The sequence below is a fragment of the Chryseobacterium sp. ISL-6 genome, from assembly GCF_018613715.1.
Classification (GTDB): Bacteria; Bacteroidota; Bacteroidia; order Flavobacteriales; family Weeksellaceae; genus Chryseobacterium; species Chryseobacterium paludis.
In genome coordinates this window covers 243,703-259,010 of sequence record NZ_JAGGPT010000001.1, presented here as the reverse complement: position 1 = coordinate 259,010, position 15,308 = coordinate 243,703, and the positions used below count along the sequence as shown (strand labels likewise).

16 protein-coding genes and 1 pseudogene are annotated in these 15,308 nt (G+C 34.5%); 9 read left to right on the top strand and 8 right to left on the bottom strand.

Translation table 11 applies throughout. The annotated features are described in order from the left end of the window. Positions 1-566 precede the first annotated feature (566 nt). Entirely contained in the window at positions 567-1,352 is a 786-nt protein-coding gene (locus tag J7E44_RS01215) for a hypothetical protein (RefSeq protein ID WP_214824678.1), read from the top strand. A 20-nt stretch (positions 1,353-1,372) separates the two neighbouring features. Here J7E44_RS01215 and J7E44_RS01210 read toward each other — a convergent pair. Continuing rightward, positions 1,373-2,280 (bottom strand): annotated as a pseudogene (locus J7E44_RS01210) (helix-turn-helix domain-containing protein). Between the two features lie 40 nt (positions 2,281-2,320). Continuing rightward, positions 2,321-3,256 (bottom strand): NAD-dependent epimerase/dehydratase family protein, encoded by a 936-nt coding sequence (locus tag J7E44_RS01205; RefSeq protein WP_214824677.1) that lies wholly within the window; start codon positions 3,254-3,256, stop codon positions 2,321-2,323. A gap of 256 nt (positions 3,257-3,512) precedes the next feature. Here J7E44_RS01205 and J7E44_RS01200 point away from each other — a divergent pair, with 256 nt between their 5' ends. Continuing rightward, positions 3,513-4,013 carry a hypothetical protein gene (locus J7E44_RS01200; RefSeq protein WP_214824676.1) on the top strand — a complete coding sequence of 167 codons (501 nt, stop codon included), beginning with the start codon at positions 3,513-3,515 and terminating at the stop codon, positions 4,011-4,013. Positions 4,014-4,103: 90 nt separating this feature from the next. Beyond that, entirely contained in the window at positions 4,104-4,238 is a 135-nt protein-coding gene (locus J7E44_RS24060) for a bacteriocin-like protein (RefSeq protein ID WP_261512322.1), read from the top strand. A gap of 58 nt (positions 4,239-4,296) precedes the next feature. Here the strand turns inward: J7E44_RS24060 and J7E44_RS01195 are convergent, their stop codons facing one another. Then, complete coding sequence (locus tag J7E44_RS01195; RefSeq protein WP_214824675.1) at positions 4,297-5,469, bottom strand: MFS transporter; 1,173 nt, start codon at positions 5,467-5,469, stop codon at positions 4,297-4,299. Between the two features lie 109 nt (positions 5,470-5,578). Between J7E44_RS01195 and J7E44_RS01190 the strand changes: the two genes are divergently transcribed. Continuing rightward, the gene (locus J7E44_RS01190) at positions 5,579-5,941 is read left to right on the top strand and encodes a winged helix-turn-helix transcriptional regulator (protein WP_251040440.1); all 363 of its coding nucleotides are present in this window, start codon (positions 5,579-5,581) and stop codon (positions 5,939-5,941) included. 28 nt (positions 5,942-5,969) lie between these two features. On the opposite strand, the gene J7E44_RS01185 is transcribed toward J7E44_RS01190, so the two are convergent. Next, complete coding sequence (locus J7E44_RS01185) at positions 5,970-6,443, bottom strand: hypothetical protein (RefSeq protein ID WP_214824673.1); 474 nt, start codon at positions 6,441-6,443, stop codon at positions 5,970-5,972. A 262-nt stretch (positions 6,444-6,705) separates the two neighbouring features. On the opposite strand from J7E44_RS01185, the gene J7E44_RS01180 reads away from it, so the two are divergent. The 5 genes from J7E44_RS01180 (at position 6,706) to J7E44_RS01160 (ending at position 12,045) form a co-directional block, all read left to right on the top strand. Next, on the top strand, positions 6,706-8,031 hold the full coding sequence (locus J7E44_RS01180) for a phosphatidylserine decarboxylase family protein (protein ID WP_214824671.1): 1,326 nt from the start codon (positions 6,706-6,708) through the stop codon (positions 8,029-8,031). A gap of 237 nt (positions 8,032-8,268) precedes the next feature. After that, positions 8,269-8,934 (top strand): metal-dependent hydrolase, encoded by a 666-nt coding sequence (locus J7E44_RS01175; protein WP_214824669.1) that lies wholly within the window; start codon positions 8,269-8,271, stop codon positions 8,932-8,934. A 154-nt stretch (positions 8,935-9,088) separates the two neighbouring features. Continuing rightward, the gene (locus J7E44_RS01170; protein ID WP_214824667.1) at positions 9,089-10,513 is read left to right on the top strand and encodes an aminotransferase-like domain-containing protein; all 1,425 of its coding nucleotides are present in this window, start codon (positions 9,089-9,091) and stop codon (positions 10,511-10,513) included. A 159-nt stretch (positions 10,514-10,672) separates the two neighbouring features. Beyond that, complete coding sequence (locus tag J7E44_RS01165; protein ID WP_353050426.1) at positions 10,673-11,446, top strand: transporter substrate-binding domain-containing protein; 774 nt, start codon at positions 10,673-10,675, stop codon at positions 11,444-11,446. Between the two features lie 65 nt (positions 11,447-11,511). Then, complete coding sequence (locus tag J7E44_RS01160) at positions 11,512-12,045, top strand: GNAT family N-acetyltransferase (RefSeq protein ID WP_214824663.1); 534 nt, start codon at positions 11,512-11,514, stop codon at positions 12,043-12,045. 83 nt (positions 12,046-12,128) lie between these two features. Here J7E44_RS01160 and J7E44_RS01155 read toward each other — a convergent pair whose 3' ends face one another. From J7E44_RS01155 to J7E44_RS01140, 4 genes are all read right to left on the bottom strand, one after another. Continuing rightward, entirely contained in the window at positions 12,129-12,860 is a 732-nt protein-coding gene (locus J7E44_RS01155) for an alpha/beta hydrolase (protein ID WP_214824661.1), read from the bottom strand. A gap of 4 nt (positions 12,861-12,864) precedes the next feature. Further along, positions 12,865-13,437, bottom strand: a complete 573-nt coding sequence (locus J7E44_RS01150; protein ID WP_214824660.1) for a TetR/AcrR family transcriptional regulator — start codon at positions 13,435-13,437, stop codon at positions 12,865-12,867. Positions 13,438-13,573: 136 nt separating this feature from the next. Continuing rightward, positions 13,574-14,482: an alpha/beta fold hydrolase gene (locus J7E44_RS01145; protein WP_214824659.1), complete on the bottom strand. Its 909-nt coding sequence runs from the start codon at positions 14,480-14,482 to the stop codon at positions 13,574-13,576. 5 nt (positions 14,483-14,487) lie between these two features. Further along, positions 14,488-15,057 carry a TetR/AcrR family transcriptional regulator gene (locus J7E44_RS01140; RefSeq protein ID WP_214824658.1) on the bottom strand — a complete coding sequence of 190 codons (570 nt, stop codon included), beginning with the start codon at positions 15,055-15,057 and terminating at the stop codon, positions 14,488-14,490. Positions 15,058-15,308: the final 251 nt, after the last annotated feature.

The window sequence follows — 15,308 nt, the reverse complement described above, 5'->3', positions numbered from 1 at the left end:
TGAAGGTATTAGTTTATGTCGAATAACGATCTGAAAATTAAATACTTATTTTGGGCGGAATCCAGATTGAATTAAAAAAAGAAGAATAGGGTGGATCGTCATATAAAAAGAACCTATTTTCTATATCCTGGTCAATACTTTTATGGCATATAAAAGATGAAAAAGAAGCCACAAAGAATGATGAAAAACTGTAGCAATAATTGTTATTGCATTTTATTGGAGTTCTATTGTTTTCCTGAAGATAGATCTTACTGCATTTTTTATGAGAATTTGCTTTAAACCTATGATAAGTATTTAACGCCTTTAAAGATAAATGACTGTAATCTGTTTTAAAAATGAACAAATGGGTTAGCATTAAAAATATATTAAATACCCTTACATAATGCCATAAACCAATTTCTCTCATCATAAACTTCTCTAAAAACGGTAACAAATATAATAAAATATTTATGGGAGTTACTTTCATGATTGGTCTAAGAATTTGATATTTATCAGGCGGATAATCATTTCTATTCAATAGTTTTGTAGCAAAGAAAACATAAGGTATTAAAAGAATTTGACGAATTATGAAAAAGAGATTATTATTCCTATTACTACTCCTATTCAGCTATATCATCTCAGCACAGGATGCTGATAATTCCCTTCAGGGTTATTACAAAGCAACAAATGATAAAACATTTTACAACAGTTTTAACTTCGATGGCAATGGGAAAGTTCTAATATCCGATATGGATTATGGTGATTATTTTACACGAAATGATAGCCTGATCATCTATCCTGATAAAAGCATATTTATTTTTAAAATTAAAAAAGGGAAACTTACAGGGGTTTCAAACTGGGTAGAAAAGGGTATTTGGATTCCCAAAAAGGACAGTTCGGAAATCAATAACAGAAAAAATCCCGTAGATGCTCAAAAAAAAGCACAGCTTTTAGCCGAATACTATGATAAAACAAAAAGCTCTTCAAAATCTGATCTCGATTTTGAAGCATTGCTTTCCAGTAAAACTGCTGGAATAAATGAAGAACTTTGTAACAAAGGTTTAGCCAAAGCCTGTATGAACCTTTTCGGACTGAAAATGATGGAATATACACCTGGCCTATTAAGTGATCCTGCAAAGATTGCTTCAAAAAAAATAAAACCTCATCCGGAATTAATTGCATTATCAAAGAAAATAATAGACCTCGGTGAACCCGAAGGATACACGGTTTTAGGAAGCTATTACTACACATTGGGATTAAAAGATAAAGCTTTTAAAACCTGGGACGAAGGTGAGAAAAACGGAAGCCTGAAATCTGGAACCACAAAAGCACTGATCGAATTTCAGGAAGGTATAGAGAAAGACGCAAAATAAGATTAATCCCCTTTTACTATTCAATTAAACATTTGTCTGAATTCAAGCGGAGAAACAGATGTTCTGTTCTTGAATAATCGGTGGAATGATTGCGGATATTCAAAGCCCAAATGATAACCAATTTCAGAAACTGACATAGAAGTTGTTGACAGTAATTCCTTAGCCTTTTCTATTAATCTGTACTGTATATGCTGCTGTGTTGTTTGTCCGGTATGAATTCGCAATGTATCACTCAGATAGTTTGGGCTGATGTGAAGTTTTTTTGCGATAAATTGCACGGAAGGTATACCATTGATCATTAAATTATCATTTTTAAACTGTTCGTCAAGTAAAGTTTCCAGGTGGTTTAAAAGATCATTGTTTACTTTTTTTCTTGTTAAAAATTGACGGTTATAAAAACGGTCTGAGTATTTTAAAAGCAGATCAATATTAGATATCAATAAATCCTGGGTGAAAATATCCATATTATTTTCTGTTTCTCTTCGTATATTATCTATGATATCCGTAACCAACTTTTCTTCTTTTTCAGAAAGATGCAAAGCCTCATTAGCAGAATACGAAAAGTAACCATAATCTTTGATAGCAGAAGCTAATGGATATCCCTGTAAAAAATCGGGGTGAATAACAATCACACTGCCTTTTACTTCAGACAACAGGATATTTTCAAACTGTACAACCTGATTCGGTGCAATAAAATACATAATCCCATCTTCAAAGTCATAGTAATGCTGCCCATACCTGAACTTTCCTGCACATTCATTTTTAATCGCAATAACATAGAAATCCGTACTTACAGTATTAAGAAGAGTTTCATGATGCACAGAAACTTCATTAAAATCAAAACACTGATCAGTGGATTTGAAGGCCTTTTAAGGTTCAAATAGCTGTGCAATGCGGTAATTGAATTTATTTTTTCCGGTGTTTTCATTTTTTATATTATTAAATAATGATACATCTTAAATTGACTATTATATTAAAGCCTGCTGTTCTTTCTTTATTTGCTCTATTCCCTTTCTATAGGTTGTTACCTCAAAATCAGGAAATCTATTTCTGAATTTTGAATCATCAAAAAGATTGTCATATCCATATCTTGGCAGCAATTCCTGCAGCTCTTTTGCGTTTTCATTGAATAAAGCACTAAGCTTAAAAGCAAATTTAGGAATTGTAAAATATTTAAATTCCTGCCCATAAATTTCAGAAGCTAAAGCAATAAACTCCTTGTAAGTTAATTTATGATCATCTACCGGAAGATGCCAGGTCTGTCCGAATGCATCAGGAGTATTTCCAATTAGAGCAGTGGCCCTGCTTGCATCTGGAGTCCATATCAGACTTCTTAACTTATCATCTCTCAATGGTACTTTGAGCTTTTTACTTTCTTTTATTGCATCAAAAATAAAAGCGTTTGTAATACTTTGTGTCTTACCAGGACCATAAAACTCAGGAGCTCGACAGATTACTATTTCTATTTCTCCTGCTTTCATTTCTTTTAAAAGCATATCTGCCATTTCTTCTCTCACTCTGCCTTTCCTTCCAATTGGCGAAAAGCGGGTGTTCTCAGTGAGAACCTTGTCGTTTTGCGGATACATATAGGTATTGTCAAAAAACACCAATTTACTTCCATTGATTTTACAAGCTTCGATTACATTTTTGGTAATGAGAGGAAATCGTTTTTCCCATAGATCAGAATTCATAGGCAGTCCTAAAGTAAAATAGGTAATTTCACTCCCTTTTACAGCTTCAATAGCATTTTCTCTAACAGATAGATCTGCAGAGAATATTGTATCTGTAGGATTCACTTTCTTTGCGTTTCTGCTCACGATTCTAATATCAGAAGTAAAGTTTCGTTTCAGTTCTCTTGCCAGTTCTTCACCAATCTGGCCATTGGCACCTAATATAGTCTGCATGATATTGTGTTTATACTTTTTTCTAATGCAAAATTCGGGCATAACCTTAAATAAATGGTATCTCAATTACTTGAGTTCATAACCATATCTCTGTTATGAATAATTATTACTCATTTACTAATCTTATTTATTCTAAGAAAAAATACTGCAAAACACTGTCTTAAACTGTATTCTTGAACACTATGAAGAATGTGTATTTATACTAAACTTGTATATTTGCCAAAATATAACATTCATTCACAACACAAAATTATTGATGGTGACACCTCATGCCTCCCATAAGCTTATTCCAATGACCACTTTCGTTCTTGAATATTATTCAAACGAAGGATATGCCGATCTTCAGACATTAAATCTGGTGAATAACTATGCAAACCTGCTGAAACATCCCTTAACTCTTGGAATGTTTGTTCCTGTAGATCCAGATGGAAACATTTTGAAAGAACCTAAAAATTATATAAGCTGGAAATCTCTTGAACATAATACCCAAAAAGAAAATGATAACTTCGGAGGTCCCGGATTTGAAGAAAACCGCATCTACCAAAAGGCAGAACAAAACTGTTTTTTTGAAGGTTTTAAAGTAGCTTATAATGGGTATTCAGTGGTGAGAATTGTGGCATCCTATGATGATTCTATTGAACTCTCATTTAACAAGATCGATTTGAAATTTCAGACATTTGAAGACATTGAGTCTCTTACAGTTTTCGATGAAATATATTTAAGTTCTACCGCTTTGAAGGTTATTGGTATCAAATAATACAATTCTTATTGTTTTTTTTCAAATGATTAACAGTTAGTTAGGAAAATATTCATCATATTTACATAACAAACCACTAAATTATTTAAAATGAAAAATTTCAAAAAAATTTCAAAAGAGGATTTAAAAACAATCAAAGGTGCAGCTTCGGTATGCCCAAAAAATCATTACTGGTGTACACCTTCAGGAGGCTGTATTCCTAATGAACAAACTTGTTGTTTATAAGCCAGAGGACCATCATAACAATCCATAAAAAGATTGTATAAATTTCAAGAACCCCTAGCTAAGCAGGGGTTTTCTTAATAATGTCTGAGCTCACTATTTCTGTCTTTTTAAGAAGAAGAATTAAAAACGAAACAGCTAAACACAACATACTTGACCAAATAATTTGATGAATACCAAAATGGGCAATCCAAAAACCTCCAATACTTGTCCCTAATGTAACAGCAATATTTCCACAAGAAGTAAAAATACTGTTAATAAATTCACGCGATTCAGGTGCTGAAGAAGTTACATTAATATTGCTGATGAGAAAACCACCAGAATGCACCAGGCCCCAGATCGCTATCATGATGGCAACCGATATAAATTCTGTCCCTAAATTATAAAGTAAAAGATGCACAACACCTAAAGACAGGATAAATAAAAGTGTAGTGATATAGATGCTTTTAGATAAAAATTTACCCGCCAACTGATTGCCAAAAATTCCGGCAACTCCAAAAATAAATAAGAGAATACTTATTTCCTTGCCATTCATTCTATTTACTTTTCCCAGGTAATCAGCCATATATCCATAAGTAGCATACATTGCCGCAATGATAAAACAAGCTACCAACAAGTTGATCCATAAAACCTTCTTCTTAAAAATACTACTATTTGTACCTGCTGCTTTTTTATCCGGAATTGGAATGTTCGGTAAAAAGAGCAATATTCCAGCAAATGAAATAACATTTATAACAGCATAAAGGATAAAAGATGATTGCCAATTAAATACATCTGCCATTAATGTAGCAATAGGGATACCCAGAATACTTGCAATGGTAAAGCCGCCAAAGACGATACTTACAGCCCTGGGAGCTTCTTTTTCGGAAACTAAATTAGCTGCGGAAGATAAAGCAATAGACCAGTAAACAGGATGAAAAAATCCAGGTAAAATTCTTGCAGCAAGCAGAAGTCCAAAATTGGGGGCAATGATAGAAAGTAAGTTGGAGAGAGCAAAGATCCCTAAAACAAATGCCATTAAATTTTTTCTTTTAAAAAAAGATAAAAGCATCATCATAAATGGTCCGGAAACAGCAACTGCTAACGCAAAACCACTCAATAACCAACCTGCTTTCTCAATACTTACATCAAATGCAGTTGCCAATTGCGGCAATATACCAATCACACCAAATTCAGTGGTACCAATACCAAAGATGCCTAACGCCAAAATGTAAAGTGTTCTTTTTGATTTCATTTAAAATATTTTTTGCAAATTTGCAAAAAGCACTATCAATAAATCATATACTTACTAATAAGTGATATACTAACCTTTTAGAAAGTGTAAGCAAAATTAATTTCATTTTATGCCTGAGTTTTTCCACGATAAGAGACTATACTATACCCCTATAGAGTTTGCATTAAACCATATAGGAGGAACCTGGAAAATGCCTATTTTGTGGCGTTTGCAAGAGAAAGCGTTACGATTTAATGAACTGAAAAAAGACATTCCACACATTACTGATAAAATGCTTACCAGTCAGCTCAGAGAGTTGGAAAGTAAAGGATTGGTTAACCGAAAAGTTTTTCCGGTCGTCCCACCAAAAGTAGAGTATAGCTTAACAGAAAAGGGAGAAAAAGCAATTCCTGTCATAGAAACTATTATGAAATACGGTTATGAATTGATCATTGATGAAGGTATCGAATATCCACCAAAAAAGAAGGAGTAATTAAAATAATTGGTATTGTTGTTATTCTTTAATCGAGTTTTTTGTTATGAAAATTGTCAATCTTTTTCTCTAACATTTCTTTAAAATTATTAAAAGCATCAACCTCCTCCTGTGTGTTACTCAAGGGTTGGGAAGGCCGTGGATTACTAATTGCCCAATGGCATGATCTACTATCAGTAAATCGGAGTTTAAAGCCTCGATACATGAAATACCATGGTGAAACGATTTTTATAATATCTCTAAAATAAATTCTCCCATAGAGATCTGATTCCATATGATCCGGGTAGAATACAATACGTTCTTTTCTCCACATCCACCGGATAGAGATAAAAGATAATATAATAAATTCAATGATGCTGATACCTAGCAGCCAATTGATATGAATATCTATTATTTTTCCTCCGATAACCGTTATCAGAAGTAATAGAGGAACGCTGAGTGCACATTGTGCAGCACGTTGGTTATCTGGCATTACAAATTCAAAAGTTGATGTAGGTGTCAATGATGATCAAATGTTTTGGTAAATATACTAAACCTTTCTATTACAGGCCATGTTCCAGCTCATTCCCACATTAAGCTTTCTTACAAAATACAGTCAGTAGTTATACGTATTTCCCTTTAAGTAGAAATACTCTTGTTTCTCTTTATTTCCCGTCGTAAATTTAGGATACTAAATCTTAATAACCATGGAGACCAGAAACCATTACAAAACGGGGCGCAATTCCGAAAAGCCAAATGAGTAGGGAGCGAAAAAACTGAATATTATGAATCATGTAAAGTACAGGGTTGGAAAATGGCTTCCTTCCGACAGGAATTTTCTAAATAGCTGGATAGAAAAGAAGGTCAATCAGGCCAAACATTCTAAACTTGCCATAAATCCGGCTATTGCTGATCTTAGAGATACCATATACAATGATCCAATTTTGTATATGAGCTTCACCAGTATGTATGATGAAATTCCGCAGGGTTACAATGAACCTGTAAAAAACTTTGACACCATGCTTCTCGTCATGAATCAGATTCTACAGGAAGCACCATGCTACAGCACGATAGAAAACACAATAGGACTGGTTGGCTTTCCCATCAATGCTATTTTAGATTGGGCAATGGGAACCAGTGGCGGATATTTAGCATTCACCAATACGGTGGTTAACGAAAAACTAAATGTGATCCTGAACGAATGGAAAGTATTTCTTCAATCTGAAGCTTCAAAATATGTTCTTGTCAACGGTCCGATACATCAGCCACAACCAGATTACACCAATCCTGTTGGCTGGTTTTCACCGGAGGCTCTGGAAGCAATTGCCGCTATGGATCCGTTGAGAGGGCAGGGCAATGATCCACAGGATGCATTATCCAATTTTATATATAACTATCAATGTCAGCCCACTCAGCCTTATTTTGGTTATAAAAGCTGGGATGATTTCTTCACCCGTGAGTTTAATCCCGGTGTAAGGGAAGTAAGCAATGCGGACAAAGATCCTTCCGTTATTGTAAGTGCCTGTGAATCGGCTCCCTATAATTGTGTAACCAACGCGATGATGAGAGATAAGTTCTGGATGAAAGGACAGCCCTATTCACTAGTGGATATTATGAACAATCATCCGCTATCACAACAATTTGGAGATAACAGTACTGTATATCAGGCATTTCTTTGTGCTAAAACCTATCACCGATGGAACAGTCCGGTAGATGGTAGAGTAGTCGCTATTCAGAATGTGCCGGGTACGTATTATGCTGAAGCTCCCGTAGAAGGTTACGATCCTGCAGGTCCTAATGATTCTCAGGGCTATATTGCCGAATTGGCTGCGCGTGCATTGATCTTTATACAGTCAGACAATCCAAAAATTGGATTGATGTGCTTTGTAGCTATCGGTATGGCAGAAGTTTCCAGTTGTGAGATCACCGTAAAAGTAGGAGATCATATCAAAAAAGGAGATCCAACAGGGACCTTCCATTTTGGTGGATCTACCCATTGTTTAATTTTCAGACCAGGAGTGAATATCGATTTTGATTTCCATGGGCAAACACCAAGTTTAAATACCTATAATATTCCAGTAAAATCAAGGATTGGGGTAGTAAAAGGTTAATTTATTTTAAAATAAAACTAAAGAAAGAGTTATGTGATTTCAATGTAACTCTTTTTATTTTTCGTATCGTAACTTTTCTAAATAATCTTTCCAAATTTTACCGTAATGTTTTAATAAACGGTTATTTAAAGTGGCGTAAAAAACTCAATTTTAGTAGAATTAAGAAAAATGTTTTTTTTGATTTTTGTCAAGAGGAAAACCCCTCATTCCAAACTACTTTTGTTAATAAAATACATCATGTTTATAGGACACTTTGGACTTTCATTTGCAGCTAAAAAGGCTGCACCACAAGTTTCACTAGGAATTCTCTTTATTGCTACTCAATTTGTAGATATCCTTTGGCCCTTTCTCCTCATTTTCAACATTGAAAAGGTGGCTATTATACGTGGCTATACGAAGACAAATGCTTTTGAATTTTTATTATACCCTTATACACATAGTTTACTCATGAATATAGTATGGGGTGTCATCGTAGGATTTATTTACTGGCTTGTTAAAAGAGACAGACAAGGTGCAATCGTCGTGGGTATCTGTGTGCTAAGTCACTGGTTTCTTGACTTAATTGTTCATGTTGCGGATTTGCCATTGACACCTTTTAATGATTATAAAGTGGGTTTTGGTCTTTGGAATCATGTCATGATTACGCTATTTACTGAGACTGCAATATTCTTAATTGGTACATCTGTTTATGCTGCAATTACTAAAGCCAAAAATAAAATTGGAAAGTGGGGATTATGGATATTGATTGCTTTACTTTTAATGATCAACCTAGCCAATACTTTTGGCCCGACACCCCCTGATTCAATAATGACATTATTTATATCTTCAATTATTGCATCAGTACTTATTATCTCGTTAGCCTATTGGGTAGATAAAAACCGGGAGATTAAAAACAATATTTAATTTATGAAGAGCTATACAAGTCTTTATAATTAATGAAGATTGCTTATTTTAAAATGGCTCAAATAGTATTAATTCTTTAATCCGATTTATATTGTAAAGATTCTATACCTTTAACAGATTTTATTTTTATAAATTATCCTATAACAGATAGTACATGAAAGAACCTGTTTACATTAGTTTTGCCAATAAAATTGCGCAAATGATAGAAGATAAAACCTATAAGCCAGGAGATAAATTGCCTTCATTAAGGAGTTTACATCAAAAGAAAGGCTTAAGTATTGGTACAATATTACAGTCATTCAATTATCTAATGGATAAAGGATTAATAACTTCCAGAGAAAAATCGGGATATTTTGTCAATGACAACATGCATAAAAAGTTACCCCTGCCTAACGTATTGCCTGTTTCATTGGAACAAAACACTGTTAAGATCGATCAACTCTTACAAAAACTGCCTTTTAAAAATGACAGTAAAAATTTTGTATCTTTTGCTAAAGCCCTTCCAGATAATAGATTATTACCTTTCAATAGTATCAAAAGAGCAATACAGCAAACTTCAAGAGATATCAGTGGAAGCTACCTGACATTAGAAGGTAGAAAAGGCAATCAGAAGTTACGGGATGAAATAGCCAAAAGATCTTTGATCTGGAAAGGAGTAATTCATACTGATGAGTTAATTGTCACTAATGGGGCGACGGAAGCTATTTTTTGCTGTCTTAAAGCAATAACACAACCGGGAGATACTGTTTTAGTCCAGGATCCTTGTTTTCATGGTATTATGCAGGTATTGGAATGTTTAAACCTCAAAGTATCTACAGTACCTTCACATCCTGAAGAGGGGATATCTATTGAAAATGTGAAAGAAATCTGCGGAAAAATGCAGGTTAAGGCATGTATTTTTGTCAGTAACTTTAACAATCCTGATGGAGCCAGCATCAATACTGAAACAAAAAAAGAACTTGCTGAATGGGCTAATTCTTCCCAAATACCAATAATAGAAGATGATATTTATGGTGAACTATTTTTTAAAGGAAGCAGGCCAGATACCATCAAGACCTATGATACCCATGGATGGGTATTGTATTGTAATTCATTTACAAAAACATTAATTCCAGGCTTTCGGGTTGGATGGTGTGCTGCTGGAAGATTTACCGATCAGGTAGCCAGAATTAAATACATCAATAACCATTCAACTTCCAGTTTCGATCAAAGAGTAATTTTACAATTATTACAGTCCGGGCTTTTTGAACGTCATCTTCAAAAATTCAGACTTGAGTTGCATAAAAATCTGAACCGAACCATTGATCTTATTCAACAATCTTTTCCTGAAAACACCAAAATAACCAGACCTAACGGCGGCGTTATGATTTGGATCGAGCTCCCTGATCATATCAATACGACCTATTTTTTAGATACGGCATTTAATAACGATGTATCTTATGTTCCCGGAGAGGTATTTTCATCAAAAGGAGAATATCGAAACTATATTCGTGTCAGCTATTGCAGTTTATGGGAGAATAAAGTAGAAAAAGCCCTGATTAAGTTAGGGAATCTATTTTCTGCTATCCCTGAGGTTTAGCTAGTTTGGTTTCATTTATAAATCTGTTACACTTAAATTTCCAATATCTGTATCTGTTATAAGTTTATTTATAGTTATAGCTTTGTATTACAAATTAATACTACACTATTAGCATTGATAATCATTACAAAATCATCTTTATAAATAGGGTAGATAGGTATGAATCATATAACAGCAAGTAAAATGGAAACAAAAATTTCAACGCCTGATAGATGGAATAAAATCAGAGTCGCCTATATTGAAGAACCTCCTTTCTATTGGACTGAAGAGCATCTTGTAAAAGGTGCAGACATCGAGTTGACCGAAGTTGTACTTCGAGCGATAGGTGTTTCTTCCATCGAATATCATCTCACTACGTTCGAAGAACTTTTACCTGGTGTAAAGGCAGATCGATGGGATATGAACGTACCCATTTTCGCTACAGCTGAACGTGCTGAGAAAGTAGCTTTCAGCCTTCCGGTTTGGTCGCTTGGCGATGGATTCGTTGTACATAATGGCAATCCAAAAACACTAACCAGCTATGAAGCTGTGGTAAGGAACAATGATGCTCTGCTAGGAGTAATTCCAGGACAACTACAATATGATGCTGCAAAATTTGCTGGTATACCTGATAAGCAGATTGTCATGTTTAACAGTCAGCCAGATGCAATCGCAGCTTTATTAGCAGGGAAGATCGACGCATTTGCGGCTACAGCAATTGGTAATCGTGCTATTGCCGATGCACATCGAGAGCTGGAAGCAGTCCCACATCAGATAACTAAAGATAGCGGCGCATCAGTCGGTGCTTTCTCTTTCAGTAAAAATAACCAAGACCTTTTACAAGCTGTAAACTCGCAGCTCCGCAAATATATAGGATCAACTGACCATCGTTTGCGGGTAGCAAAATACGGAATCACACAAACCGAGATCGACAGTGTGGTAGGTGATAAATAAAGCAAGATTCAGATTTTTCAGCCTTCAAATGAGCCTGATATTTGTGACGTATAAAATACAATACTATGGAAATTAAAAACTGCGTAATGAGTGATGTCAATGAGATAATGTCGCTTTATGAAGCTGCACGGAATTTACAGGCCCAAAGACAAATGGTCATATGGCCTTTTTTCGAAAAAACTTTTATTGAAAAAGAAATAGAAGAGAAACGACAATGGAAAATAGTTGATGATCACAGCAACATCGCGTGCATCTGGGTTATCGCGTTTGAGGATCCGGAAATTTGGGGTGAAAGGGATAAAAATGATTCAATTTATGTTCATCGCATTTCTACTCATCCATCATTTCGGGGACACCGATATATTGATGATATTGTAGAGTGGTCAAAAGAATACGCAAAACAATCAGGAAAACAATTTATACGTCTTGATACCTTAGGAAACAATACCAAGCTTATTCAACACTATACCTCAGCTGGGTTTAATTTCTTAGGAATAGAAAGACTGACAGACACTGCAAATCTTCCGTTACATTATCAAAGGGAACCCAATTGCTGTCTATTTGAAATTGACTTAAAAGACAAGAGCATTAATACATAAACTTCTTTCTAATAAAAATCTCTCATATTCCAAGGAAATAATATGAGAGATTTTCATATTGAAATAGAATATCTATTTTCTCCTTATAAATTAGAAATAAACCTATTGAAGCTTTCCTTATACTCACTTCTGCTTTTTAGATCACCATGTCCTCCTTTAGAAATTACAGTCATTTCTTTTTCCTGAGTTTGAAGATTAGCAAATATCCGCTCTGAATGGTCAGGAGGTAAAACATCATCCTGCTCACCATGAATCAATAAAGTAGGAATAGTAATTTCATCAGCTCTAGCTGCAGTATTGAGTTGATAGGCAGGTGCCTGATTTCCAAAAATATCAATTTCCGCAATAGAAGAGTAGGGACTTTCAAGAATGAGAGCCTTAGCATCTTTTTTAGTTGCCAGATAGGCGGCCATTGAGGTTCCCATAGAATAGCCGTAAAGGATTATATCTTCGGGACGATATCCTAATTGTAGTGCATAATCATAGATCTGTTCGGCATCATTATACATATTTTGTTCCCCGTCAATCATTCCTGTTGATTTTCCAAAACCACGATAGTCAGTAACCAAAACATTGTATCCCCAATCTAATATCATAGAATGGTTATCAAGAAAATTCTGCATGTTTTTCGCATTTCCCTGAAAATAGAGCAAGAGTAACGGACTTTTTGTAGTCTTATGATAAAGACCATTTAAGTCAACTTCTGAGGCAACATTAATAAAAATCTCTTCAACATTTTCAGGCAATTCAAATTTGTAATCCTGAGGCAAAAGAATGGGTTCAAAAATAAGTTCGGTTTGTTTTTTAATATCCATTTAGCTATTTATTATTTGGTATTTGATTTTGTGCTAAGATCTGTGTCGCATTTTTTCGAGCCAGTTCAATGGGCCATTTGTTCTTAAAGATTTTGCTTTCAACAGTTGCAGCCTCATAGAGTAGGTAAATGGTGTCGGATATTTCAAGTGCCTGAGCTGAATTGGTAAATATCTTCGTTGTGAGTTGATATAAAAATTCCCGGAATTTTTGTTTATGAGCCACTGCCATTGTCGTAATTTGATCATCCTGATCAGTAACTTCCGTTAAAATATTAATTAAACGGCACCCGTTAAAATGATTGATCTGAGCATACTTTTCTGAAAACGAAAAAATAGCAAGAAGTTTTTGAGCAGGACTAGAATAAGGCTCTAATTCTTCCTCAAGTCCTTTGAACCATTGTTCACTGGATTGCTTTACATAGGCGTGACCAAGCTCTTTTTTTGAAGGAAAATGATTGTATAAGCTTCCTTTCGCAACATTCGCTTCTGCAATAATCTGATTGATCCCCGTCGACTGATAACCCTGAAAATAGAAGAGCTTATCAGCTGTTTCCATAATGCGATTCTTTGTATCCATGAAACAAAGGTAATATTTTAATTTAAAAATTAGACAGATCTGTCTAATTTTTATTTAAAATACTGATTATCAAATAATAAATTTAATAACTTGTAAAAAGTTGAACTTTTTGTCCGATAGAATAATAAATAAAAGGTTATTTACCCATAAAGCTTAAGATTAATTGTGTGACCTCTTCAGGCTGTTCTTCCATTAAAAAATGACCAGTTCCCTTAATTTCCTTCATTTCTAAATTTATGGCATACTGTGATAAAGAAAATTTAAGCATTTCATAACTTTCATTGCTTGCAATACCCATTGTAGGCACACGAATAGTTGCCATTGTTTTTATATCCTGAATGTCTTGAGTAAATGTTTGGTACCAAGCATTTGAGGCCCTTATAGAATCTTTGTCAGCATAAGCGTTTGCATACACTTTACGGTCAAAATCATTAATCGCTGATTGATCTTGTAAAAGATGATCGAAGATCCAATCCTGGATCATATGGAATCGTCCCTCTGTCAATTTTTCTGGTAGATCTTTAACCTGATTGAAAGCCACCCACCAGGGATATACAGGGGCGCCTACAGGTAACATTGGAAGTTTATACATATTTTCGTCAGGATGCGGGGTGTCTAAAACGATGAGTTTCTCGGTATTTTCTGGAAAATGCCCAGCAAAACTAATGGCAACACCCGCCCCAATATCATGCCCGGCAATACTTATCTTTTCATATCCAATCTTTTTAGTCAATGCCAATATATCAGCAGCCATATTTTTCTTTGTATATCCATCTTCAGGCTTATCGGAACTTCCCATTCCTCTGATATCTACAACAATCACATGGTGTTTCTCTGCCAATGCCGGCATTATTTTATGGAAGCTCCACCAGGTCTGCGGCCAACCTGCAATGAGTACAAGAGGTGAACCTTTTCCACCAGTAACATAATGTAATTTAATACCATCCTCTAAGTGTTCGATATGGCTGGTAAATCCGATTATCAATTTTACAAGTTCGTTATCCTGATAATTTTCCAAATGTTGATTTGCCAATTTTGAGTCCATATTGCTTAATTATTTATTGATTGTTTCAATCCTATACTGCCTTTAAAAGAAGACCAGGCAAACTTTTTCAGATCATTACCCGCTATCTCTTCATTACGCAATGCAACGATGGCAATATCAATGATACCTCCAAAAAGATTGTAGATCCATGCAACTGTAAATTTATTATCAACCATCCTGTCTTCCTGAAGCTTTTCTACAATTCTAAACCATTTTGCTTTAACATCGTCGTATAACCCTTCTTCATTACTTACTACTTCAGAATAGCCACTGCGTTCAAAACGTTTTTTTACAAATGAGTATTCATTACCAATACTAAGAGCCGCATAGAACATATTTTCCATTTGAACAATTGGTTCATTACTGCTCTGGTAAGCAGCTATCATTGTTGCATTACATGTTGTCATCATTTTTTGCTTACACTGTTCGATAAGAAGATTTTTATCTTTAAAATACCTGTGAATTGTTCGTCGGTTTATTCCAATATGATTAGCGATATCATCAATTGTAGCAGCATCATTACCATTTAATACATGTACTGCTGCTTCTATAATTTTGTCTTCTGTACTTTTCATAACACAAATATATGACAAATGACACACTTATGTGACATTTATTAGTTTTTTTTACAAATTCTTAAAATTGAAAAAACTTTCTTTAAGGGAGAATAAGGAACACCACATTTCACAAAAATGAGCCTGGATATTTGTCTAAAGGCATTTTATAAAGGAAAAATCACAAAAGCGATATCCTCATCAAATACCACTTATATTAATGAAATATTAAGTTATAAGAATATTTCATTATTTTTTCCAAAAAAATAGAA

Coding starts and splice junctions, on each gene's coding strand:
- J7E44_RS01150 (WP_214824660.1), bottom strand. CDS start 13,437: ATGGATACAAAGAATCGCATTATGGAAACAGCTGATAAGCTCTTCTAT.
- J7E44_RS24060 (WP_261512322.1), top strand. CDS start 4,104: ATGAAAAATTTCAAAAAAATTTCAAAAGAGGATTTAAAAACAATCAAA.
- J7E44_RS01170 (WP_214824667.1), top strand. CDS start 9,089: ATGAAAGAACCTGTTTACATTAGTTTTGCCAATAAAATTGCGCAAATG.
- J7E44_RS01155 (WP_214824661.1), bottom strand. CDS start 12,860: ATGGATATTAAAAAACAAACCGAACTTATTTTTGAACCCATTCTTTTG.
- J7E44_RS01175 (WP_214824669.1), top strand. CDS start 8,269: ATGTTTATAGGACACTTTGGACTTTCATTTGCAGCTAAAAAGGCTGCA.
- J7E44_RS01205 (WP_214824677.1), bottom strand. CDS start 3,256: ATGCAGACTATATTAGGTGCCAATGGCCAGATTGGTGAAGAACTGGCA.
- J7E44_RS01215 (WP_214824678.1), top strand. CDS start 567: ATGAAAAAGAGATTATTATTCCTATTACTACTCCTATTCAGCTATATC.
- J7E44_RS01200 (WP_214824676.1), top strand. CDS start 3,513: ATGGTGACACCTCATGCCTCCCATAAGCTTATTCCAATGACCACTTTC.
- J7E44_RS01190 (WP_251040440.1), top strand. CDS start 5,579: ATGCCTGAGTTTTTCCACGATAAGAGACTATACTATACCCCTATAGAG.
- J7E44_RS01165 (WP_353050426.1), top strand. CDS start 10,673: ATGAATCATATAACAGCAAGTAAAATGGAAACAAAAATTTCAACGCCT.
- J7E44_RS01140 (WP_214824658.1), bottom strand. CDS start 15,057: ATGAAAAGTACAGAAGACAAAATTATAGAAGCAGCAGTACATGTATTA.
- J7E44_RS01145 (WP_214824659.1), bottom strand. CDS start 14,482: ATGGACTCAAAATTGGCAAATCAACATTTGGAAAATTATCAGGATAAC.
- J7E44_RS01160 (WP_214824663.1), top strand. CDS start 11,512: ATGGAAATTAAAAACTGCGTAATGAGTGATGTCAATGAGATAATGTCG.
- J7E44_RS01195 (WP_214824675.1), bottom strand. CDS start 5,469: ATGAAATCAAAAAGAACACTTTACATTTTGGCGTTAGGCATCTTTGGT.
- J7E44_RS01180 (WP_214824671.1), top strand. CDS start 6,706: ATGAATCATGTAAAGTACAGGGTTGGAAAATGGCTTCCTTCCGACAGG.